We start from the raw sequence: 19,762 nt of genomic DNA on the forward strand, positions 1-19,762 counted from the left end.
TGTTAATGCACTGTAGAAGCGCACTCGCTCGCAAAACCACTTCCGCAATAAAATCAATAACCTGCAAATTAAATGAATTTAACTTACATAACACCTAGCAACCAGTACGCCATCCATAGTTAACACACTAAAAACAACATATTTAAAAACATAGTGTTATGGATATTACGTCCAAAATATCGCCTTGCGACGAGTGAAATCCAAGCGTTAAAATGGCCTCAATGTGTAATTTAATTACACCCCTTCTTGATTGATACCCCAGTAGGCCACCATGTTTAACAATGCAAAAACCAGCACATTGACGGCGCTGCCATCAGTGTTTGCGAGTATTTTATTGATCATTATCGGCATTTCCTCCTATCGGGGCTTTGCTGAACTCAATAACACAAGCAGTCGACTCGTCAACAATACCAAGCTCGCCGAAACCTTCACCAATGTGCGTGAAGCCTTCTTCGAGTTGCGCTTAGCCACCTTAGTCCATAACAGCGACGCCATCAGCTTGCAGCAACGCAATGTGCGGCAGCTTGTCGAGCAACTCGCAGAATTTAACACCGATTTTATGGGGCAAGATGCCAGAACGATCCGCACGCTATTGCCACAAATCGAGCAATATGTGCGTCTCTATCAGCAGGAGTTAGCCTTCGCCAAACAAACGGGCACCGAACCTGAACTCACGCCAGAACGTGGTGCACTTGGGCCCAAAGTGAGCAATGAGATCAATCAATTAGTCAAATTGATCACTCAACGCAACCATGAACTAGGCAAACAGGCCGAAGACAAAGTCAATGCCACCGAGGCTTTGCTCCTTGGTTTAATCCTGATCGCCATAGTCGCTTCTTTACTAAGCGCCCTGTTTATGAGCAGACGTTTGGTCAATATCGTTAATCAAATCAAGCGGGTTGTAGAACACCTTGCCGCAGGCGATCTCACCCAGAAGACTCAAATCAGTGGTCAAAATGAACTCTGCGCGCTTGGCGCCGATCTAGACCGAGTGATTGACCACTTGCGCCATATGATTTCCGATATTGCCCAGGCCTCTGAACATATGTCGGATCAAATTGGGCAGCTGAATGTGCAGTCCAATGCCAATAGCCACGCATTGCAAACCCACGCGGTAGAAACCGACCAAGTGGTTACCGCCATGACCGAAATGAGTGCAACAGCCCATAACGTGGCTGGTGATGCCGCCTCCGCCGCACGCTTTACCCAACAGGCGAATGAACAGGCTGATAAGTCGAAAAAGGCTGTCGAACAGGCGGCAAACACCGTCGTCGCCTTGGTTGGTAAGGTCGATACCGCCGCTCACACCATAGCGGAAATGAATGAAAACACTCGCCATATCGCCACCATTTTAGATGTGATTGGAGATATCGCCGACCAAACCAACTTACTCGCCCTTAACGCCGCCATCGAAGCAGCCCGCGCCGGTGAACAGGGTCGAGGCTTTGCCGTCGTCGCCGACGAAGTACGCGCCCTCGCCGCTCGCACTCAGGCAAGCACGGCCGAGATCAATCAAATGTTAGAACGCCTACGCACGGGTGCTAACAGCGCCGTTAATGCGATGGATGAGACTAAGCAGAGTTGCCAAGACGCAGCGGACACCACCACGCTGGTCACCGAAAGCCTTGAGACATTGACCACCTATGTATTTGATATCAATGGATTGAGCAATCAAATCGCAACCGCCGCCGAAGAACAAAGCGCAGTGAGTGAAGAGATTAATCGTAACTTGAATACCATTCGCGAAATGGTTGAAGAGTTAAATCAAAGTGGTAAAGCGACCCTCAATAGCGCGACCTCTTTGGCCGCCACTAAAGAACAGTTAACAGGCGTAGTCTCGCATTTTAGACTCTAATTCGAGTCAGCTAAGTCGTTACCATGGCCTAATATCGCAAGATGTTAGGCCATTTTCGATTAAGGGCTGAACAGATATTAATGACAACATCACAATCTCTGCACTCGTACACTTCATTCATAATGAGCCATTAAATACATCAAAAAAATAAAGGCACCCTAAGGTGCCTTCATAATCGATTAGTGGTTAATTCCCACCGAAGAGTGATAACGAATCACACCATTTAAAGGCGGCATGGTATTTTCACAACGCTGATTAAAGTTAACTGCTAGAGATTTAACAGATTTATCAGCATTATAGCTTAACTCAAGCACCTCAAAATCCCCGATACTTTGATTGCAGCCACGACCATCACCCGTAAATGACAAACCTGCCGTCAAGGGGCCTTGGAACGGATAACGAGTAGCATTGATATATTTCTTCACTTGCAGGTTTTCACCAGCGGGTGCAGCAATATCAAAGCTCCACCAAGTATTTCCGTCAATAGATAAGGTGATTGCATTTAAGCGGTTGTCGTAATTCGTTGGCGTGAACACTGCACTGCTCGAATCCATAATCACTGTTTTCCCACCACCAATGTAGTCGCCTTGCGGGCTCACATAGTGCATGAATGTGTCACTGCCAGCGTAATAGTGAATCGTTAAAGTTCGGAATACTTGGTATCCCTGTCCATTGGACACTTCTAACTTTATCTCGACATCAGATGTCACTTCATTTGGAACGGTAAAACCTGTCTTGGCACTGGTTGGATTTGAAAAAACAATACCGACATTATTCACATCTACCCACTTAAATGTCAGCGCACTACCTTTATTCATGACGGTTTGTGAAGCATCGAGCTTTGGCGTGTCGTTGGCTTTATATAAATAGCTACTTGCAGCCACATCGATAATGATTGCATCACTGGTTTTAAAACGTTCAGACCACATGGTATTCGCCACTGCACCAAATTTGCTTTCAAGCAAAACACCATTAAAGCGATATACCGTATTCGCCTTTAAATCTGTCTCTGGCGTGATGTTTAATATCGCACCATTCACGCTAATTTTGGCTGCAACTTTTCGGTATGGCCATGAATCCTCATCAAAAGAACTTTCGTAAACTTGGTCTTTGATAGGGCGTGACATGAGTAATCGAATCGTCCCGCCGGACACAGGAAATGCTTGTAAATCCTGATCTTCAATAATGCCAACATAGTTAAAGTTGTCAGAGCGGAACTCAAATGATGAGTTGGATTTTCCACCCTCAAGATGCCACAAACTTCCCTCAACAATTTGACTCCAATAAACCATGTAAGCTTCTTTAGCAGTATTCACATTGAGCATTTTAGAGTCAGTAACGAAGTTACTCGTCATTTGAACTGAGTCCTGAGCTGATGTACTGGCGACAATCGAGCCTTCATGGGGAAATTCGTTAAAATGTCCTTTCAATGGTTTAGTAAACTCAAAACCAAAGCCATTATTAAATTGTGCGACCGAAATCTGGCCTTTACCACTAATCGCATAAGTTGCATCGGAAAAGTTTTCCACTCTCGTTATAGAGAGATTGGTAAAACTTAACGCCGAATTACTATTTACAATTAATTTGACAGTGCTTTTGCTTTGAATGTTCAACTGTCTTTGCTGCGGCGAAATGTTATTTTCGAACAACATTTGACCAACCAAATTGAAGTTATCATCTCCATTAACCTGCAGATTAGAAATATCAATCGACCCCTTTGTCTTAGTGCCCTGTTGATATTCAGATAGCGTTAATGAACCTTCGCCATTCACAGTACTGTCGAGTGCTTGAATGTAACAATCACGATAGGACATATTAAGACTATCGCCGACAGAAATGCCTTTTGAGTCATCGTTATCAATCAACTCAATCGTCGCTAAACCACCATTAGAGCAAGACTTTTCAGCACCATTAGCCTCGATATCGAAATTGCGTAAGATGTCATTAGCAAAAAAACCAACCTGCAAAACACTCTCCGCTAACGATAGCGAAGTGACAGCAACTTCCGTTGGGTAATCAGCAACTTTAAAAGTTGTTGTCGGAGGAGGATTGGTCGGTGATGTGGGCGCTGTAGATTCGCCACCTCCACCGCCACAAGCAGATAAGACTAGTGTGCTGCCAAGTAATAGACAGATTCCTTTTGCGGTCATATTCGTTCCCTAAACTAGCAAAAACAGATCATATTTTTAATTTGCCTGCTACTTTACCGAATTAATTAAAGTTAACAACAAGTATCCATAATTTAACAACAAGTTAATCGGCCAGCATAAGTTAATGCTAATTAAGCGATGCACATTTATGAGTGAGTGACCACATTCTAACTTATCAATAAAACACTCATATATTTCATCTACGACATTAAGATATACGTTGCTTCAACCTATTAATAAGGCTGCTATCGTTTCCCACTATTTGGTGATGGTTTTCACCCCATCTGGATCTTGCTCTAAGCTCGCCCAATATCCTGCCAGCAGGGCACCTGATAGGTTATGCCAAATCGAGAAAATCGCGCTGGGAACGGCGGAGAGCGGGCTAAAAAACTTGATGCATAGTGCGGTCGCAAGACCTGAGTTTTGCAGCCCCACCTCAATCGAAATGGTTTTACACACTGTATGGTTAAAGCCGAGCAAGCGGCAGCAGGTATAACCCAAGACGAGTCCCAAACCATTATGTAGAAACACAGCAAGTAAAATCACAGGCCCTACCTGCGTAAATTGGCCCGCATTTAAGGCCACAATAATGCTGATGGCCAGCACTATCGCCACGATAGAAATGATGGGTAATGCAGGAGCAAGTTTAGCCACCTGCGGTTTAAAGAAATGATTCAACACCACACCCACAGTCACAGGAATAAGCACGATTTTAACGAGACTGACTAGCATATCCATTAAAGGAATGGCGACCATCTCACCGATTAATAGCTGAATAATCAACGGCGTGAGCACCACACCCGCTAAGGTGGAGAGCGCCGTCATAGTGATAGATAAGGCGACATCGCCCTTGGCCAAATAGCAGATCACGTTCGATGCCGTGCCGCCCGCCACGCTCCCCACCAGCACCATGCCTATGGTCAATTCACGATTGAGCCCCAGTAGCAAACTAATGGCTAAGGCACTTAAGGGCATTAGGGTAAATTGCAAGATTAAGCCAGTGACAACAGCGCGCTTCTGCTTGAATGCATTGGCAAAATCCCGCACATCTAAGGTCAATCCCATGGATAACATAATCACCACCAGCAGCGGCACTATGCTGGTTTTCAATCCGCTAAACCACGCGGGCATCAAATACGCCGTACCCGCCCCGAGTAAGGCAAATAGCGGAAAAAAGCGGTTGATATTAACCAATGGGGATCCTCCGAGATTTCAGGCAGTTTGGCGAGATAAAGCCATGACCGCAGGGATAATGACAGCCTGATACCCTCAGTACAAGTCAAAATACCCACAAGTAAGAAGCTCAACTTTTTATCATTTCAGTCTTTCGATTGAGCCCTAAAGTTAATCGCTCAAATTCAACAACAAAGGCCCAAAAACCTCAGTAAATATGCATCTACAATTACTAAAACATGATCTGCTTAACAAAAAGCCAGTGATTTCCTTGTTAGGAAACCGTAACTTATAACCAGTTCACGTTTTGCTTACTCCATACGAGGTAGTCTAATTGCGCTAGGTGGTCGTGAATTACCTAAAGCAATTTCGGTGTTTACGGTTAGCACTCTCAGATAGGAATCGTTATGTCTTCAGTTATTCAAACGCTCAATGGCGCGATCGCAACGCCTTATCAAGCGAATATTACCGTCCCTAACTGGATGCTCAGCTCGATGGAACGAGTCATGCAGTATTATGTCGATAAGAATCTTCGCCTCGATACGCTCTCCGCCGACATCATGCCCGCCCCGGTTGAAGGTAAAAAGTACATGCTTTATGCCCATGTACCCTTCTGCCATACCTTGTGTTCATACTGTACCTTCCACCGTTTTATGTTTAAGGAAGACAAGGCGCGCGCTTACTTTATCTCTCTGCGTAAAGAGATGGAGATGGTCAAAGCCTTAGGTTATGACTTTGAATCTATGTACATTGGCGGCGGCACCACCACAGTATTAGAAGACGAACTCGCCCGCACCATTGAGCATGCCAAGACCCTCTTCCCAAGTATTAAAGAAGTGTCCTGCGAGTCGGACCCACAGCATTTAGACAGCCCAGGCTTTAAGCAACTCAAGGGCTTAGTGGACCGCATGTCCATCGGCGTACAAAGCTTTAACGACGACATTTTAAAAATGACCGACCGCCTCGAAAAATTCGGCACGGGTCAGCAAACCTTCGACAAGATTATGGCGGCCAAAGAGCTGTTCCCTATTATCAACGTCGACCTGATTTTTGGCTTCCGCGGTCAAACCGATGAAGTGATCCAGCACGACTTAGACATGGCCTCGCGCCTCGACCCCAGACAGATCACCACCTATCCGCTGATGATTACGCACCAAACGCGTAAGAGTGTTAAGGGCAAGCTGGCCGCACCACAGGCGGATATGGCCAACCAATATCGCCAGATCTTAAACAGTTTAAATGGTCAATACAATCAGTTGTCTGCATGGGCCTTTGGTAAGGCAAATGACGAAGGCTTCGACGAATATGTGATCGACTACGATGAGTATTTAGGGGTGGGTTCTGGCTCATTTAGCTTCCTGAACGACACTTTATACGTCAACACCTTCTCCCTGCGTAAATACCAAGAGCGGATCGCCGCTGGCAAGATGGGCGTCGAGCAACAGAAAAACTACAGTAAAAAGGATGTAATGCAGTATCGCTTCCTGCTGGGAATGTTCTCAGGCCGTCTATCGCGCAAATATTTCCGCGAGACCTTTGGCGTTAACTTAGACACAGCGCTGTTTAAGGAAATGACCTCGATGAAGCTGATTGGCGCCATCAAGAATGACCCCACCGATCCCGATAATCTGATCATCACAGATAACGGTAAGATGATGGGCCTGTTAATGATGAAAGAGTTCTACGCCGGCATGGATAACGTACGTGCGCAGTTACGTAAACCACTCAAGCCCTGCGATATGTAAATATCAGTTAAACCACAAAAGGCCCATGATGGGCCTTTTTGTTAGCGCCATTTCAGGCTACGCTTGCCACCACTCATGCATGAGTCTGTCACCCAGTAATAAAGGAGTATTCGTTATGGGTTTTAATGAGCAAGAAAAACAAGCACTACTCGCCGTTAAAGGCGTTGGCCCGACAGTCATTAAACGCTTTGAAGAAATCGGCATTAGCTCACTCGCGCAGTTGGCCGAGCATGAGGTCGAGGATATCGCCAACCTAGTCGCCAGCATGTTACGCACCACTTGCTGGAAGAACAGCCCACAGGCACGCAATGCTATTGCCGCTGCCATTGAGCTTGCCCGCCGCGCCTAATCCTTATTGCTATTTTTAGAGATGTTTATGCCAATCCATGTTCGCACCTTAGTGGGCAGTTTACTCGCCTTGCTGCTGAGCTTTTCGGCCTTAGCCAATGACAGCAGTTTTGGCGATGCTAATGGCTCTATCACCCTTAAATATCAGCCGCATATCAGTATGGACAAGGAGTCGCTCTTTATCAGCGAGGCCGAAGTTAGGGTCGATTATGTGTTTACCAATACCAGCTCGCAGGATCTTATCGTCCCCATCGCCTTTCCCATGCCGCCGATGTTTTTTGGCTCAGCCGATCACAGCAGCATCGATAACTTCACCCTCAAAGTAAATGGCAAAAACCAACCAACCGAGCACAGGCTCGTCGCCCAACTTGCCGATAAGACGGATATTTCACTAGAGCTTAAAAATCTCGGCTGGGGCGTAGAGGAAGTCGCTTACTTTGTCGAATCTGGCGAAGTCCCCAAGGGCAAACCCGCGCTCCCCAAGGAATGGTTAGATGAGGAGCAACAAATCGCCTTTACCCTGAGTGACTACTTTGTATGGGAACAAACCTTTCCCGCGGGCCAATCTGTCTCTATCAGCCACAGTTATACACCGAGCCTCTCAACGGGCATCCCCGATACTGCCAATAGTATTATCGATACTTACACTGAACTTGCCTGTTTAGATGAAAGCGCTAAGCAAGGTATTCGAAAGCGAAACCTTATCGTTAAACAAGACGGCGAAGATGTTGAATATGGCGTGGAATGGAGCCACCTTAGCTATATTTTGGTCACGGCCAATAACTGGCAAGGGGCGATTAAGGACTTCAAACTGACGCTGAAAAAATCCCAGCCCACAGATCTCATTAGCCTGTGTTTTGATGGCGAGCTTAAAAAAACCGATCCACTCACCTTTGAGTTCCAGCAAAAGCAGTTCACGCCAACGCAGGATCTCAGCATCCTATTTATCCGTAAACCGGATTTTGAATAATCAAAAAAGCCAGCTAAATGCTGGCTTTTTGTATTAAGCGACTATTTTTAAACTCGGTTAAAAGCTATAGGTCATACCTAACCAGTAACGACGGCCGTCTTCGATATAACCGTACTCTTCTTCCGTGATGTCCTTATCGAAAGCGTTATAAATACCCGCGCTGAATTTAATGCTGTCATTAACGCGATAGTTGGCCCCTAAATCTAACAGCGTATAGGAAGGTGCAATCAAGCTGCTGGAGGAAGGCCCAGTGGTTGGTTGACTCTCTTCGCCACGGTAGTTGACCCGCAGCCAAGTGCTTAACTTATCGATCGGCTCATAGTTAACCGACAATTGCACCAGATGTTTAGGCAATTGATTCAATGGACTACCTTTATAGGCACCCGTCTTTTGCTCCGAGTCGGTATAAGTGTAGTTACCCGTCAATGCCAAGTTGCTCAAGATTTTATAGTCGATACTAAACTCAACCCCTTGGGTGACTGCCTCATCGATATTCACATAGGTAGTCGGGTCGGAGCCAAACTGATTCGGCCCATCGGTACATTGAGTCGCAGGACAAGCGACACGGGTGATCTTGTCCTCAAACTCGTTATAGAACACGCCAGCACTGGTGGTAATGGAATCGGTGAGATCGGTGTAAATGCCTAGCTCATAGTTTACAGAGGTTTCGGGTTGTAAATCCGGGTTACCGTACATATTGCCGCCTCGGCTTACCTGCCCCCAATCGGGCACGGTTTGCCTCAGGCTCGGCGCCCTAAAGCCGGTCGACACACCGCCTTTTAAGGTAGTATGTTCGGTCAGCCCCCAGACACCGTAAATCCGCGGGCTGAGGTGGTCGCCAAAGTTTTCATCATCGTCTAAACGCAGGCCTAAGGTTAAGGCAAAATTATCGACGATACGCCATTCATCCTCTGAGAACACCGACCATTGGCGGCGACTAATATCGGTTAAGTCGCTGACCTGATTGCCGGTTTCATCGGTAAGATCTTGCTTATTGAAGGCCGCGCCGAAGGTGGCGGTATGGCTTTCCCCTAAGGTGGCGATCAGGCTAGTTTGAGCATCGGTATTCTTGATCTTCATCTTGCGGGACTTGTTATCAAATACTTCGTGCTTGATATAAGTGTCCGAGGTACCAAAGTCCCAACGCCCAGTATGCGATAGCGAAATGGTGCTGTTTTCATATTCGGTTGTCGACGAAGCTGGGCAACCACTGCGGCCACAACTGGCGCCCGGCGCCAATGGCGCAACGGTTTTCCCTAAGGTGCTATCCAACTCTTGGTTGGCGATACCGACTTCTAACATAATGTCATGGTCTTGGTTAGGCGTGAGGGCAAATCTGGCGGTGAGATTATCCGCATCGCGACCTCGATAACCGCCGTAGATACTATCTTCTTCACGCTGGGTATATTGGCCGTATAACTGCACGCCGAGCAGATCTTTAATCAAGCCACCGTTCACAAAAAAGTTGCCCTGATACACATTGCCCGAGGACGACTTTTCCTGCAGCGTGGTGTCGAGGCGCAGTTCCCCCTGCCACTCATTGGGCACTTTACGGGTGATAATGTTGATCACCCCACCGATAGCATCGGAGCCATAAAGGGATGACATGGGGCCGCGGACAATTTCAATCCTATCGATTGCGGCGAGCGGCGGCGTCCAAGCGCCTTCAACACCAGGACCGTCGCTGTTGGTGCGGGTCTCGCGGGAAGACTGACGTTTACCATCGACGAGGATCAGCGTGTATTGGCTGCCCATGCCCCGCAAACTAATGTCCCGACGGTCAGCACCGCCAGTCACCACCACGCCGGGCACTTCTAACATGGCGTCGGTTAAGTCACGGTAAAAACGTGTATCGAGATCCTCCCGGGTGATCACGCTGATAGAAGCGGGCGCGTCACGCACTTGCTGCTCGAAACCCGATGCGGTAACAACGATTCTTTCCATCATCTTGTCTTGATCGGGTGCGGCATCCGCCAAAACCTGAGTGGCGGGTAGCAATAATGCGGCAGAAACTAGCTGTGCGAGGATCTTTTTACGACGTAACAACATAACCAACGAATCTCCCTCGATCCTTTGTAAATGATAATAATTTTCAATACGGCAATGTATCCCTATGTTACAATCGGCTCAAGTTAGACTTTGAGTAATCACTTGTAAGAGTTGCTTAAGAATGAATAGAAATATGGTCAAGGGCATGATCGTGTTTGCCGCCATCGCGGAAAAAGGTTCGATGAGTGCTGCGGCAACACAGCTTAATCTGAGTTCATCGGCGGTGAGCCAACAAGTCGCAAAACTTGAAATGGATATGGGAATTAGTCTGTTTCACCGTAATACCCGCCATCTTACACTCACAGAGGCGGGGACATTATTTTATGAAAACTGCATTAAAATCATAAAAATAGTAGAAAGCGCCGAACATCAGCTGCACGCATTAAAGGGCACACCTTCGGGGGAGCTTAAAATCGCCGCCCCAGTCGGTTTTGGCGGTGGTTTACTCAGCCAGCCATTAGCGCACCTGTTGGCGGCTCATCCGCAGATCAGCCTCAATCTGCAGTTGCAGGACGGCCCAATCGATATAGTTAACGAAGGAATCGATCTAGCGATTTGCATCGGCCCTCTATCGGATTCGAACCTTATCGCTCGCCCCTTGGCGGATTGGCGCATGTTGCTGTGCGCTGCTCCTAGCTATATTCCCCAGCATCAGAGCCTGCAACACCCTGCCGACTTACAAGGGTTCAACCGTATTAGCCACAGCTATGCTAAACCCGAGTTCTTAACCCATTCACAGACTCAAGAGCGAATAGAACTCCCTGCCCAGCGCATCAACGTCAATAATATGCAGACGCTAATCCAGCTCACCCTCGATGGATTAGGCTTTGCCGTGTTGCCAGAGCCCGAAGTACATCAATATCTTGCATCTGGCCAACTAGTGACGCTTTTACCCGAGTGGTCGCTACGTACCTACAGCGTTTACAGCGTGACCTCCGCGCGGGACAAACAGCCCGCTAAAGTGAAAGAAGCCATAGCGGCACTCAGTCAATATTTTAGCCAGATGGATTTTAGCCCGACCCCAGCGTCACTGGCTCAGCCCAACGCCTGCGAGCTCACGCCAAGATTTGCCATCCTCGCCTAAGCACTCGTAGGCACGCGTTTCATTTCTCAGTGGAGTTAGAGTATGCTGTTCTATCCATTCGATTAAACAGTAGTAACTCAATGCAAGATGTGGCCTTAGTGTTAGAGGGCGGCGGCCTGAGGGCAATTTATACCGCCGGCGTGTTAGATGCCTTTTTGCAACAACAATTGCACTTCCCCTATGTGATTGGTGTATCGGCGGGGGCGATTTATCCCGCTTCTTATGTTTCACGCCAATTTGGCCGCAATTTACAAATTCAGCAGCAATATCTGCGGGATAAGCGCTACATGGGGCTGCGCCACTGGTTAGCCACGGGTAATTACGTCAATACCGATTTTACCTATAAGCGCATGGCCTATGAGTTACTGCCTTTTGATTTTAAAACCTTTTTAACCAGCGGAACCGAGTTTAAGGTCGGGGCATTTAACTGCCAGACAGGACAAACCGATTACTTTGGCATGGCCGATTTTCAGGAGCACGACAAATTGCTCGACGTGCTCATCGCCTCCTCTAGCCTGCCTTTTATGGCCAATCCCCATCGGATAAACCACCAAACCTACCTCGACGGCGGCATCGCCGCGCCCATTCCGGTCACGCAGGCGCAGCAAGAGGGCTATAAACGCCAGGTGGTGATCCTGACTCAGGACGCAAACTATCGAAAATCGCCAATGAAGTTCAATTGGTTAGCGCGCAAGCGTTATCAAGCTTATCCGGCGGTAGCCACCGCGCTCAAAGTACGCCACCAACGTTATAACCAATCCCTAGAGGAACTCGCCCAGAGTGTAGCCAGCGGCAATACCTTTGTGATCCGCCCTGCTGCGCCACTTAATCTCTCGCGGCTTGACCGCAATATCGATAAAGTGACCGCCGTGTATCACCAAGGCCTAGCCGATGGACAGGTGATTTTGCCTAAGCTGCGGGCTTGGCTAAACACTGGGGCAGAAGTTAGTTAGGGAGCGAGGCGCGGACCTTGTCGATAATTAGTTCCCGCAGCCATTTATGGCTGAGATCGTGCTCGAAATGCTTATGCCACATCAGCAGATACGCACCGGGGATCAGCTTAATCGGCGAAGGTAAATACATAAGATCAAACGACTTCATCACAGCTAAGGCATAACGGGAAGGGGCGCAGAGGATCAAATCGCTCTGCTCACACAGGGCCAGTGCACTCTGAAAGTCCGTCATATTCACCGCAATATCCCGTTTACGCCCTTGGATTTGCAGCACATCGTCTAACAACCAATGCTCCAAACCACCAAAGGCGACCTGTAACTGGCGATAGCTTAAAAAGGTGTCGAGATTCCATTCCTGCGAAAGGGCTGGATGGTCACGGCGCATCAGGCACACTGTGTAATCCTGAACTAATTCAACATAATGGATATCATCCGGGATATGGTTTACATGCATGGGCGAACGCTCATCCCATTCGCGGCAACCTATGGCGAGATCGATATCGCAGCGCATCAATCTTTCCATGGTATCCAGCCGCCAGGTTTGGCAATTAATGCTCACACCGGGCGCCTGCGCTAAAAGCGAAGGCATAAAATGTGGAAAGGTCAGCGAATAGGTTGTTTCGACCAGATGCATCCGAAACTGGCGTTGGCTTAAGGCGGGCTCAAAACTGTCTGGTCGAGTAAATTGCGCTAATTGCTGTAAGCATTGGCGCAAGTCAGGTGCCAGCGACAGCGCCTTGGGCGTCGGCTTGAGACCGTAGGCGGTACGCTCGAATAAGGGGTCATCAAACACTTCACGCAGGCGAGTCAATTGCTTGCTCACCGCCGACTGACTCAAATGCAGCCGCGCCGCCGCGGCCGTGACACTCTGCTCCTCGAGGAGAATTTCCAGTACGGGCAGTAAGTTCAAGTCTAAGTGTTTTAGCATTTAACCCCTCGCTTTTAAGGGATTCCACCTCAAGTTTTGCGGCAACTTCATCAGCAGTAGCGACAGTAAAATCACTAAAATCCCTGCCCACTGGCGCATATCTAAGGCTTCACCCACAATCAATACGCCTAATGATACGGCAACCACGGGATTGACTAAAGCCACCATCCCCATGATTTCTGGCCCTAAATTTCGCATTGACCAGAGCCAAGCCCAATAGGCCACCGCGGTATTGGCGGTCACTAGCCAAATTAATGAGGGAACCACATCCATACTCGGTATCTGTGGCGGCCCCGCCATAAACCACGCCAGCGGGATCAACATCAATCCCCCCAAGAGTAATTGCCAAGCGGTAAGCACTAAAAAGTCGCCCACATCCCAGCGCTGCATCCAGCGGGAAGAAAAGGCTATCAGAGTCGTTGCGCTCAGCATACATAGGACACCAATCGGGTCGAGATCCGCCGAGGGATTAAGCAATAAAATCACGCCACCGAGGCCCATTAAGCCGAGCAGTAGCCACTTCATCCCCGGGCGCATTTTATCGATCAGCCAAGCAAGGATCAAAAAGATTAATGGCAATGTCGCCCCCAGCGTGCCCGCGACGGCACCCGGTAGCCGATAGGCGCCAATAAACAGCAGCGCAAAGAAGGCGCCAATATTACAAAACGCCAGCAAGCTTAATTTAGACCATGCCAGCGTCGGCAAACGTGGCCGCAGCATCAGCAGTAATATACCGGCAGGCAGCGCGCGCCAAACCGCCACCCAGTAAGGCGACATATCCTGTAAGTAAAGACTCACCAGTGCATAGGTGGTCCCCCAAAACACCGGGGCGAGTAACGCAATCACAAACGACATAATGACTTCTCAAAAAGTATCTTGATATTGAGATATATTACTTTGAGAGAATAAAACAGGCAAGTGCTGAGATAAGGTGAATAGGGAGAAAAGAAAATGGACTAGCGTTTATGCCGCTGTAGATATGCGCACACAGAGCTGTGCTTAAGGCTTGTTTGCCGTATAATCGGGCGTCATTTTTTATAGGCGGGCAAGCATGTTCCATATCGCACTCTATGAGCCAGAAATCGCACCCAACACGGGTAATATCATTCGCCTTTGCGCAAACAACGGCAGCCAACTGCATCTAATTGAGCCGCTTGGGTTTGATTTTGAAGAGAAAAAACTGCGCCGCGCGGGCCTAGACTATGCCGATTTAACCAATGTGACTCGCCATAAAAACTTCGATGCCTTCCTCGAAGCCATGGCAGGCAAACGCATTATGGCCTGTACCACTAAGGGCAGCCGCCCCCATACTGAACTCAGTTTTGCCAAGGATGACGTGCTGTTGTTTGGCCCAGAAACCCGTGGGCTGCCTATGTCGATTATCGAGTCAATTCCAACCGAGCAGCGATTACGTATTCCCATGGCGGCCACCAGTCGCAGCCTCAACCTCTCCAATGCTGTGGCGATTATCAGCTACGAAGCCTGGCGTCAGCTCGGGTTTGAAGGCGCTATTTAATAGGTAGGAATACTGATTTGAATTGGCTGGGCTGAACCAGCCAATTTTCCAATTACTAAGTCATCAACTCCGAAAGATTGCTTTAACTCAATTCGGGCTGAAAGCCAGTAATTTTGTCGTCAGGTATGTTGGATGAATTGTCATTGTTTCCCCTGTGACACGCCATAAACTCATCCCTAAGGGCTCGACGGCGGCATCTGCAGCACACGGAAGTGTAAATGCCGCGTTCACATGGATGTGAAAGAGCGGCCATGCCGCCAACGGTCACAGTTGCAACAATGACAATCTTTACGACCATTGAACTGTTCATCTGGCTAAAAGATATTGCCCCATTCTTTGTTTAGGCTCGTTATCTCAACCGAAAATTCCCACTCCTGCTGTCATACAAATTCTTATCTATCTGCCTATGTTTGGCCTTACCAGAAATTGGCTAACAATGTGTGGGTATACAGTCGTATTTAAATTTAGGTGTTTTGGTATGATTTTCAGACAATATCAGTGCGCATTAACTCCATCTGCAAAGGATAAAACTCTATAAAATCAGGTGACTATAGAAGCAGACTTTTAGTTAATAGGTTTGGAAAACGCGCATGCGCGTTTTTCCAGATGGTGTATTTGGCAGAAAGCTGATAAGTTCTTTGCATACAGATAGTTAACCGTGCGCGTTTTCACTGGTCCAACGAGGTAAACGCGCATGCGCACTAATAAAATGTTATAAGCCTTTATGAAAAACTTATTAATCTTCACTTTTTTGCTTTTACCTTGCTTTGTATTCGCAGCAAACGAAATCAAAGTGCAGGCTGATCTAGAGTTCCTTTTAGATACTGAAAAGGAATCTGGAAAACTATGCTTTGGTGAAACTGATTGCTCGACGTGGTCAACTTTCTATTTGTTTAATGCGAAAGTTAAAAAAGTCATTGTTGGCACTGAACCTAACGCTTCATTTAAAGTAATTTATGGTCGTCATGCTCTGTTAAAACAGGATCTAAATGGTGCTGTAATAACACTTCGAGAACTAGATAAAAACAATGGTTTTGGGGCAAAATACCAAGTTGTTAATATTGAGTAGGCGGCTTATAACAAGTTGCTTAATTTCGTTCCGGCCACAAAAAGCGTGGCCTCCACTGGACTGCCTACGCTCCGCTGCGGCAGCCAATTAGCAAAGCGTTAAATATTCGAACTTGTTTTAGTGTTTTCGTAACCGTGTTGGCCTTGGTACTTTTTGAGCTGTGTTTACGCTAAGCAAGGGTCTCACTTGGAAAGTTTGTAATTAAGCCCTTTTGCTCTTCCAAGTCTGTGTTCCAAATGAAATCGTTATGCGTTCACAGAAAGTTCGGCACACTACCCACCACAGCACTGAACAAGTCTGTTGGGTTTTTTATCTGCTGAGGTTTCAGTGAAATACAATGGCAGGTAGTTTCTAAAAGTATGCTGCGGCGCAAAGTCCGCGTTTTTTTTGAACTATTGCCAATAAGGGAAAATGCAGTAATCTTGAGCGGGTTACTTTTTATTAATCGCAAGTAGTTGCTGGTTCAAGAACGTTTTCTTTTGCTTCTCAAACCATCAAATACTTAACAAGTCGCGTCAGGCTCGCAAACTTCGTTTGCTGGACGCATTGTAAGTCGCGCATTTAGCGAATCGCTGCGCGAAGTTTATCGCACATGCGCAACTTACAACGCGCCCCTGCGCTCAACGTTATCTCCATAGATATTTTTATCCAAAACAGACATTTTCGAGTTAAGGCTTTAACTCGAAAATGTCCCAAAGCATGCTGTGTAGGCTTTTAAATCTACCGGTTAAGCTAATGCTAAAAAGGTGAGCCATGGTGATTCGCGACACGACCGTCCGCCCCATGGATGGGGCGGTCGAGCATCCACGGATGGACTTGCTGCGTGTCGGTGAGCAAATACCATGGCTCGCCCTTCAATATGAGCTTTGCATTAAATGACCAAGCAATAAATCATTTAGTGTTATTAGCCCTTCTATATTTAGCGTCCTTCTGTCCCGAAGTGAGTTGCGTAAGTTTCGAGCCGAACATTTACGATTAAGTCGTACAACATACTCAAAACTGCCCATTCGGGTGTCAATAAGTATGCTTAATAAGATGGCGCGACAGGCGCCATCTCTATCCCGCGAAAGAGCTGATAGCGATCGATATCATCATCTAAATATTGGATATTTTGCGTCCACTGCCATGCGCCTTGGGGCGATTTAGCTTCGAATAACAGTTGGATTAAGGCGGCGCGCGCATTCACGACTCCCTCACCCAGCAGGGAATAATCGCCATTTTGTTGATATAAACTAAAGAATTGCTGCTTTTCCTGCGAGACACCGTCGTAATAGGTTAACAGCACTTGCTCGCCTTGCTCCCGAAACCACCATGTCTCGCTGTAGGGAGCGCGCGTACCGACACTCACGGAAAGGATCAACTGGCGCTGATCATGGGAGCAAAAGCCGTTGACGATAACTTGCTTAGGGATCTCCCCCACCTTAGCTGCATTGCCCTGCCACTGCCCCACCATTTGCGGACAAAAGGCTTTAAAACTGATCTTAGCGGCTTGCGCAGGAAAGAGAGCCAAGCTGCCCAAGGCGAGTATCAATACATTTTTGACCAATAGCTTGCTCAGTCTTTGTGGGATGATTAACGCCATATTCGAGTCCTATTTCAATCTTCCAATACATTAGCGTTAAAACACCTTAGCCACAAATACACCACGACAGTTTGCGCCATGACCAACCTACCTCGTCATCAAAATGCGCCCAGTGGTTACAGTTACTTACATAAAAGTCCGCCTCAACCTTCACAGACTCAGCTTGATTTCATGCTCGGTTTTTATACTTTGGGGTTTAATGGGAAATATAACGATAACACTCTGAATGATAAGGAGACATCTAGTGAAGAAGGCAGGAATTATACTGCTGAGTCTGCTTATGCCCCTCAGCACGGCATTTGCAGAAGCCAGCAAACCACTCTCAGTCGAATTACTTTGGCAACTCAAACGCATAGGTAGCCCAGTGGTGTCCTCCACGGGCGAGCACATTATTGCGCCTGTGACTGAATATGACCTGAAGGAAGACAAGGGCTCAACCCAACTGTGGCGCTTCGACGGTGAAGGTAAACAGAGCCGTGCGATTACCGCCAAAGGCTTAAAAGTCAGCGAGCCAGTGTTCTCGCCAGACGGCAAAACCTTAGCCTTTATCAGCGAACGTAACGATGATGACGCTGGCCAAATTTACCTTTTACCTATGGACGGCCCGGGTGAAGCTAGCAAACTCACGGACATTCCCACTGGCGTCAATGGCATCAAGTGGGTTGGCAAGCATTTGTATTTTATCAGCAATATCTTCCCTGAGCAGAACTGGGAGCAAATGAAGGCCCAGCTCAAGACAGATAAAGACAATAAAGTCTCCGCCCGCCAGTGGAATGCGCTGCCCTATTCGCAGTTCGATCATTGGTTAGACGAACGCCGTCAGGCCCATGTGTTTAGGATCCCAGCCATAGGCGGCGCGGTTGAAGCCGTGACTCAGCCTTTAGGCCATGAACTGCCACGCTCAAGCCAAAGCAGTTCAAGTTACGATATTTCCCCCGATGAACGCTTAATCGCCTTCAGCGCCTATGGTTCGGATAATCGCGTCGACCCTAAGTTAGACTTGTTCCTCGCCACCATTGGCGGCAGCAAAGCCGACAACATCACTCCAGATAACCCAGCGCCGGATCTAAACCCAACATTTAGCCCTAACGGTAAAACCCTCGCCTTTACTCGTCAAAAAATCCCCGGATTTTATGCCGATACCGCAAGGTTGATGCTGCTGGATGTGAGCAATCGCAAACTCACCACGCTCACTGCGGATTGGGATCGCTCTGTGTCTCAATTTGAATGGACACCCGATAGCAAGGGCTTCTATGCCAGCATTGATGATGCGGCGACAAACCGTATTTATCATATCGATGCCAAGAGCGGTAAGACCAAGGCCATCACCCAAGCGACCGACTATAGCCAACCTGCTATCGCTAAAGATGGCCAGTTGATTGCGACCAATCAGAGCTTTTTGTATCCCGCGCGTTTAGTCAGCATCAACCCTCGCAATGGTAAAACCGAGCGTTTAGAGCAGTTTAATGACGAGATTTTAAAGGATGTCGACTTAGGCAGCTATGAGTCGGTCACCTACAAAGGTTATCAGGGCCAAGACATTCAAATGTGGGTGCACTATCCACCTGGGTTCGATCGCAGCAAAAAGTACCCACTGTTTATGCTGATCCACGGCGGCCCACATAACGCCATTAGCGATGGTTTCCACTTCCGCTGGAATGCGCAAACCTTTGCCTCTTGGGGTTATGTCACCGCCTGGCCAAACTTCCACGGCTCTAGCGGCTTCGGACAAGAGTTTGCCGACGCCATTAACCCGGATTGGAAAAACAAATCCCTCGAAGACGTGCTCAAAGCCGCAGACTGGTTTAAGCAACAAAGTTGGATCGATAGCGAGCGTATGGTTGCCGGCGGCGCCAGCTATGGTGGCTACTTAACCTCGATTATTTTAGGCCAGCCTCATCCCTTTAAGGCGCTGCTGATCCACGCGGCGGTGTACGACATGTACTCACAAATGTCGGCGGACTTTGCCGTCCACAGCACCCGCTTTGGTAACTACTGGGATAATCCTGAGCTGTATAAAGCCATTTCGCCCCATTACTTTGCCGCCAACTTTAATACCCCAACCTTAGTCAGCCATGGGCAACTCGATTACCGTGTACCCGTCGGCCAAGGTTTTGAGCTGTTCCGTACCCTGCAAACCCGTAATGTCGAATCGCGGATGATTTATTTCCCCGATGAAAACCATTGGATAATGAAGCCAAACAACTCCATCTATTGGTATAACCAAGTGAAGGATTGGATGACTCATTACGCTAAGCCCGGTGCGCAATAACACCTAGAACAGAAAAACAAAAGGTCTGCACTATGCAGACCTTTTTATTGGGCGAAATACACTAACGC

The 19,762-nt window shown here is 47.7% G+C and carries 15 protein-coding genes; 9 read left to right on the forward strand and 6 right to left on the reverse strand.

Going from position 1 to position 19,762, the window contains the following annotated elements:
* Nucleotides 1-271: 271 nt before the first annotated feature.
* On the forward strand, nt 272-1,855 hold the full coding sequence (locus K0H60_RS19600) for a methyl-accepting chemotaxis protein (protein WP_220056773.1): 1,584 nt from the start codon (nt 272-274) through the stop codon (nt 1,853-1,855).
* 179 nt (nt 1,856-2,034) lie between these two features.
* Here K0H60_RS19600 and K0H60_RS19605 read toward each other — a convergent pair whose 3' ends face one another.
* Together K0H60_RS19605 and K0H60_RS19610 are read right to left on the reverse strand one after the other, a co-directional pair.
* Complete coding sequence (locus K0H60_RS19605; protein ID WP_220056774.1) at nt 2,035-4,005, reverse strand: hypothetical protein; 1,971 nt, start codon at nt 4,003-4,005, stop codon at nt 2,035-2,037.
* A gap of 258 nt (nt 4,006-4,263) precedes the next feature.
* On the reverse strand, nt 4,264-5,199 hold the full coding sequence (locus tag K0H60_RS19610) for a bile acid:sodium symporter family protein (RefSeq protein ID WP_220056775.1): 936 nt from the start codon (nt 5,197-5,199) through the stop codon (nt 4,264-4,266).
* A gap of 386 nt (nt 5,200-5,585) precedes the next feature.
* Between K0H60_RS19610 and K0H60_RS19615 the strand changes: the two genes are divergently transcribed.
* From K0H60_RS19615 to K0H60_RS19625, 3 genes are all read left to right on the forward strand, one after another.
* On the forward strand, nt 5,586-6,923 hold the full coding sequence (locus K0H60_RS19615; RefSeq protein WP_088212454.1) for a coproporphyrinogen III oxidase family protein: 1,338 nt from the start codon (nt 5,586-5,588) through the stop codon (nt 6,921-6,923).
* A 115-nt stretch (nt 6,924-7,038) separates the two neighbouring features.
* A complete protein-coding gene (locus tag K0H60_RS19620; protein WP_011718648.1) occupies nt 7,039-7,272 on the forward strand; it encodes a hypothetical protein in 234 nt (77 codons plus the stop codon).
* 27 nt (nt 7,273-7,299) lie between these two features.
* Nucleotides 7,300-8,241 carry a DUF4424 domain-containing protein gene (locus K0H60_RS19625; protein WP_220056776.1) on the forward strand — a complete coding sequence of 314 codons (942 nt, stop codon included), beginning with the start codon at nt 7,300-7,302 and terminating at the stop codon, nt 8,239-8,241.
* Between the two features lie 57 nt (nt 8,242-8,298).
* On the opposite strand, the gene K0H60_RS19630 is transcribed toward K0H60_RS19625, so the two are convergent.
* Nucleotides 8,299-10,290, reverse strand: a complete 1,992-nt coding sequence (locus K0H60_RS19630) for a ligand-gated channel protein (RefSeq protein ID WP_220056777.1) — start codon at nt 10,288-10,290, stop codon at nt 8,299-8,301.
* A gap of 121 nt (nt 10,291-10,411) precedes the next feature.
* Here K0H60_RS19630 and K0H60_RS19635 point away from each other — a divergent pair, with 121 nt between their 5' ends.
* Both K0H60_RS19635 and K0H60_RS19640 read left to right on the forward strand, forming a co-directional pair.
* Nucleotides 10,412-11,374 (forward strand): LysR family transcriptional regulator, encoded by a 963-nt coding sequence (locus K0H60_RS19635; protein ID WP_220056778.1) that lies wholly within the window; start codon nt 10,412-10,414, stop codon nt 11,372-11,374.
* A gap of 80 nt (nt 11,375-11,454) precedes the next feature.
* A complete protein-coding gene (locus K0H60_RS19640; protein WP_220056779.1) occupies nt 11,455-12,327 on the forward strand; it encodes a patatin-like phospholipase family protein in 873 nt (290 codons plus the stop codon).
* On the opposite strand, the gene K0H60_RS19645 is transcribed toward K0H60_RS19640, so the two are convergent.
* Nucleotides 12,320-13,255 (reverse strand): LysR family transcriptional regulator, encoded by a 936-nt coding sequence (locus K0H60_RS19645; protein WP_220054132.1) that lies wholly within the window; start codon nt 13,253-13,255, stop codon nt 12,320-12,322. The two genes, K0H60_RS19640 and K0H60_RS19645, sit on opposite strands and share 8 nt — an antisense overlap.
* Nucleotides 13,256-14,110: a DMT family transporter gene (locus tag K0H60_RS19650; protein ID WP_220056780.1), complete on the reverse strand. Its 855-nt coding sequence runs from the start codon at nt 14,108-14,110 to the stop codon at nt 13,256-13,258.
* Between the two features lie 196 nt (nt 14,111-14,306).
* Between K0H60_RS19650 and trmL the strand changes: the two genes are divergently transcribed.
* Together trmL and K0H60_RS19660 are read left to right on the forward strand one after the other, a co-directional pair.
* Nucleotides 14,307-14,771 (forward strand): tRNA (uridine(34)/cytosine(34)/5-carboxymethylaminomethyluridine(34)-2'-O)-methyltransferase TrmL, encoded by a 465-nt coding sequence (gene trmL, locus K0H60_RS19655; RefSeq protein WP_088212461.1) that lies wholly within the window; start codon nt 14,307-14,309, stop codon nt 14,769-14,771.
* A gap of 724 nt (nt 14,772-15,495) precedes the next feature.
* Nucleotides 15,496-15,840, forward strand: coding sequence for a hypothetical protein (locus K0H60_RS19660; RefSeq protein ID WP_220056781.1), 345 nt, complete (start codon nt 15,496-15,498; stop codon nt 15,838-15,840).
* Between the two features lie 1,027 nt (nt 15,841-16,867).
* On the opposite strand, the gene K0H60_RS19665 is transcribed toward K0H60_RS19660, so the two are convergent.
* On the reverse strand, nt 16,868-17,422 hold the full coding sequence (locus K0H60_RS19665; RefSeq protein ID WP_220056782.1) for a hypothetical protein: 555 nt from the start codon (nt 17,420-17,422) through the stop codon (nt 16,868-16,870).
* A gap of 244 nt (nt 17,423-17,666) precedes the next feature.
* Here K0H60_RS19665 and K0H60_RS19670 point away from each other — a divergent pair, with 244 nt between their 5' ends.
* The gene (locus K0H60_RS19670) at nt 17,667-19,694 is read left to right on the forward strand and encodes a S9 family peptidase (protein ID WP_220056783.1); all 2,028 of its coding nucleotides are present in this window, start codon (nt 17,667-17,669) and stop codon (nt 19,692-19,694) included.
* Nucleotides 19,695-19,762: the final 68 nt, after the last annotated feature.

Source organism: Shewanella mangrovisoli (assembly GCF_019457635.1).
GTDB classification, from domain to species: domain Bacteria; phylum Pseudomonadota; class Gammaproteobacteria; order Enterobacterales; family Shewanellaceae; genus Shewanella; species Shewanella mangrovisoli.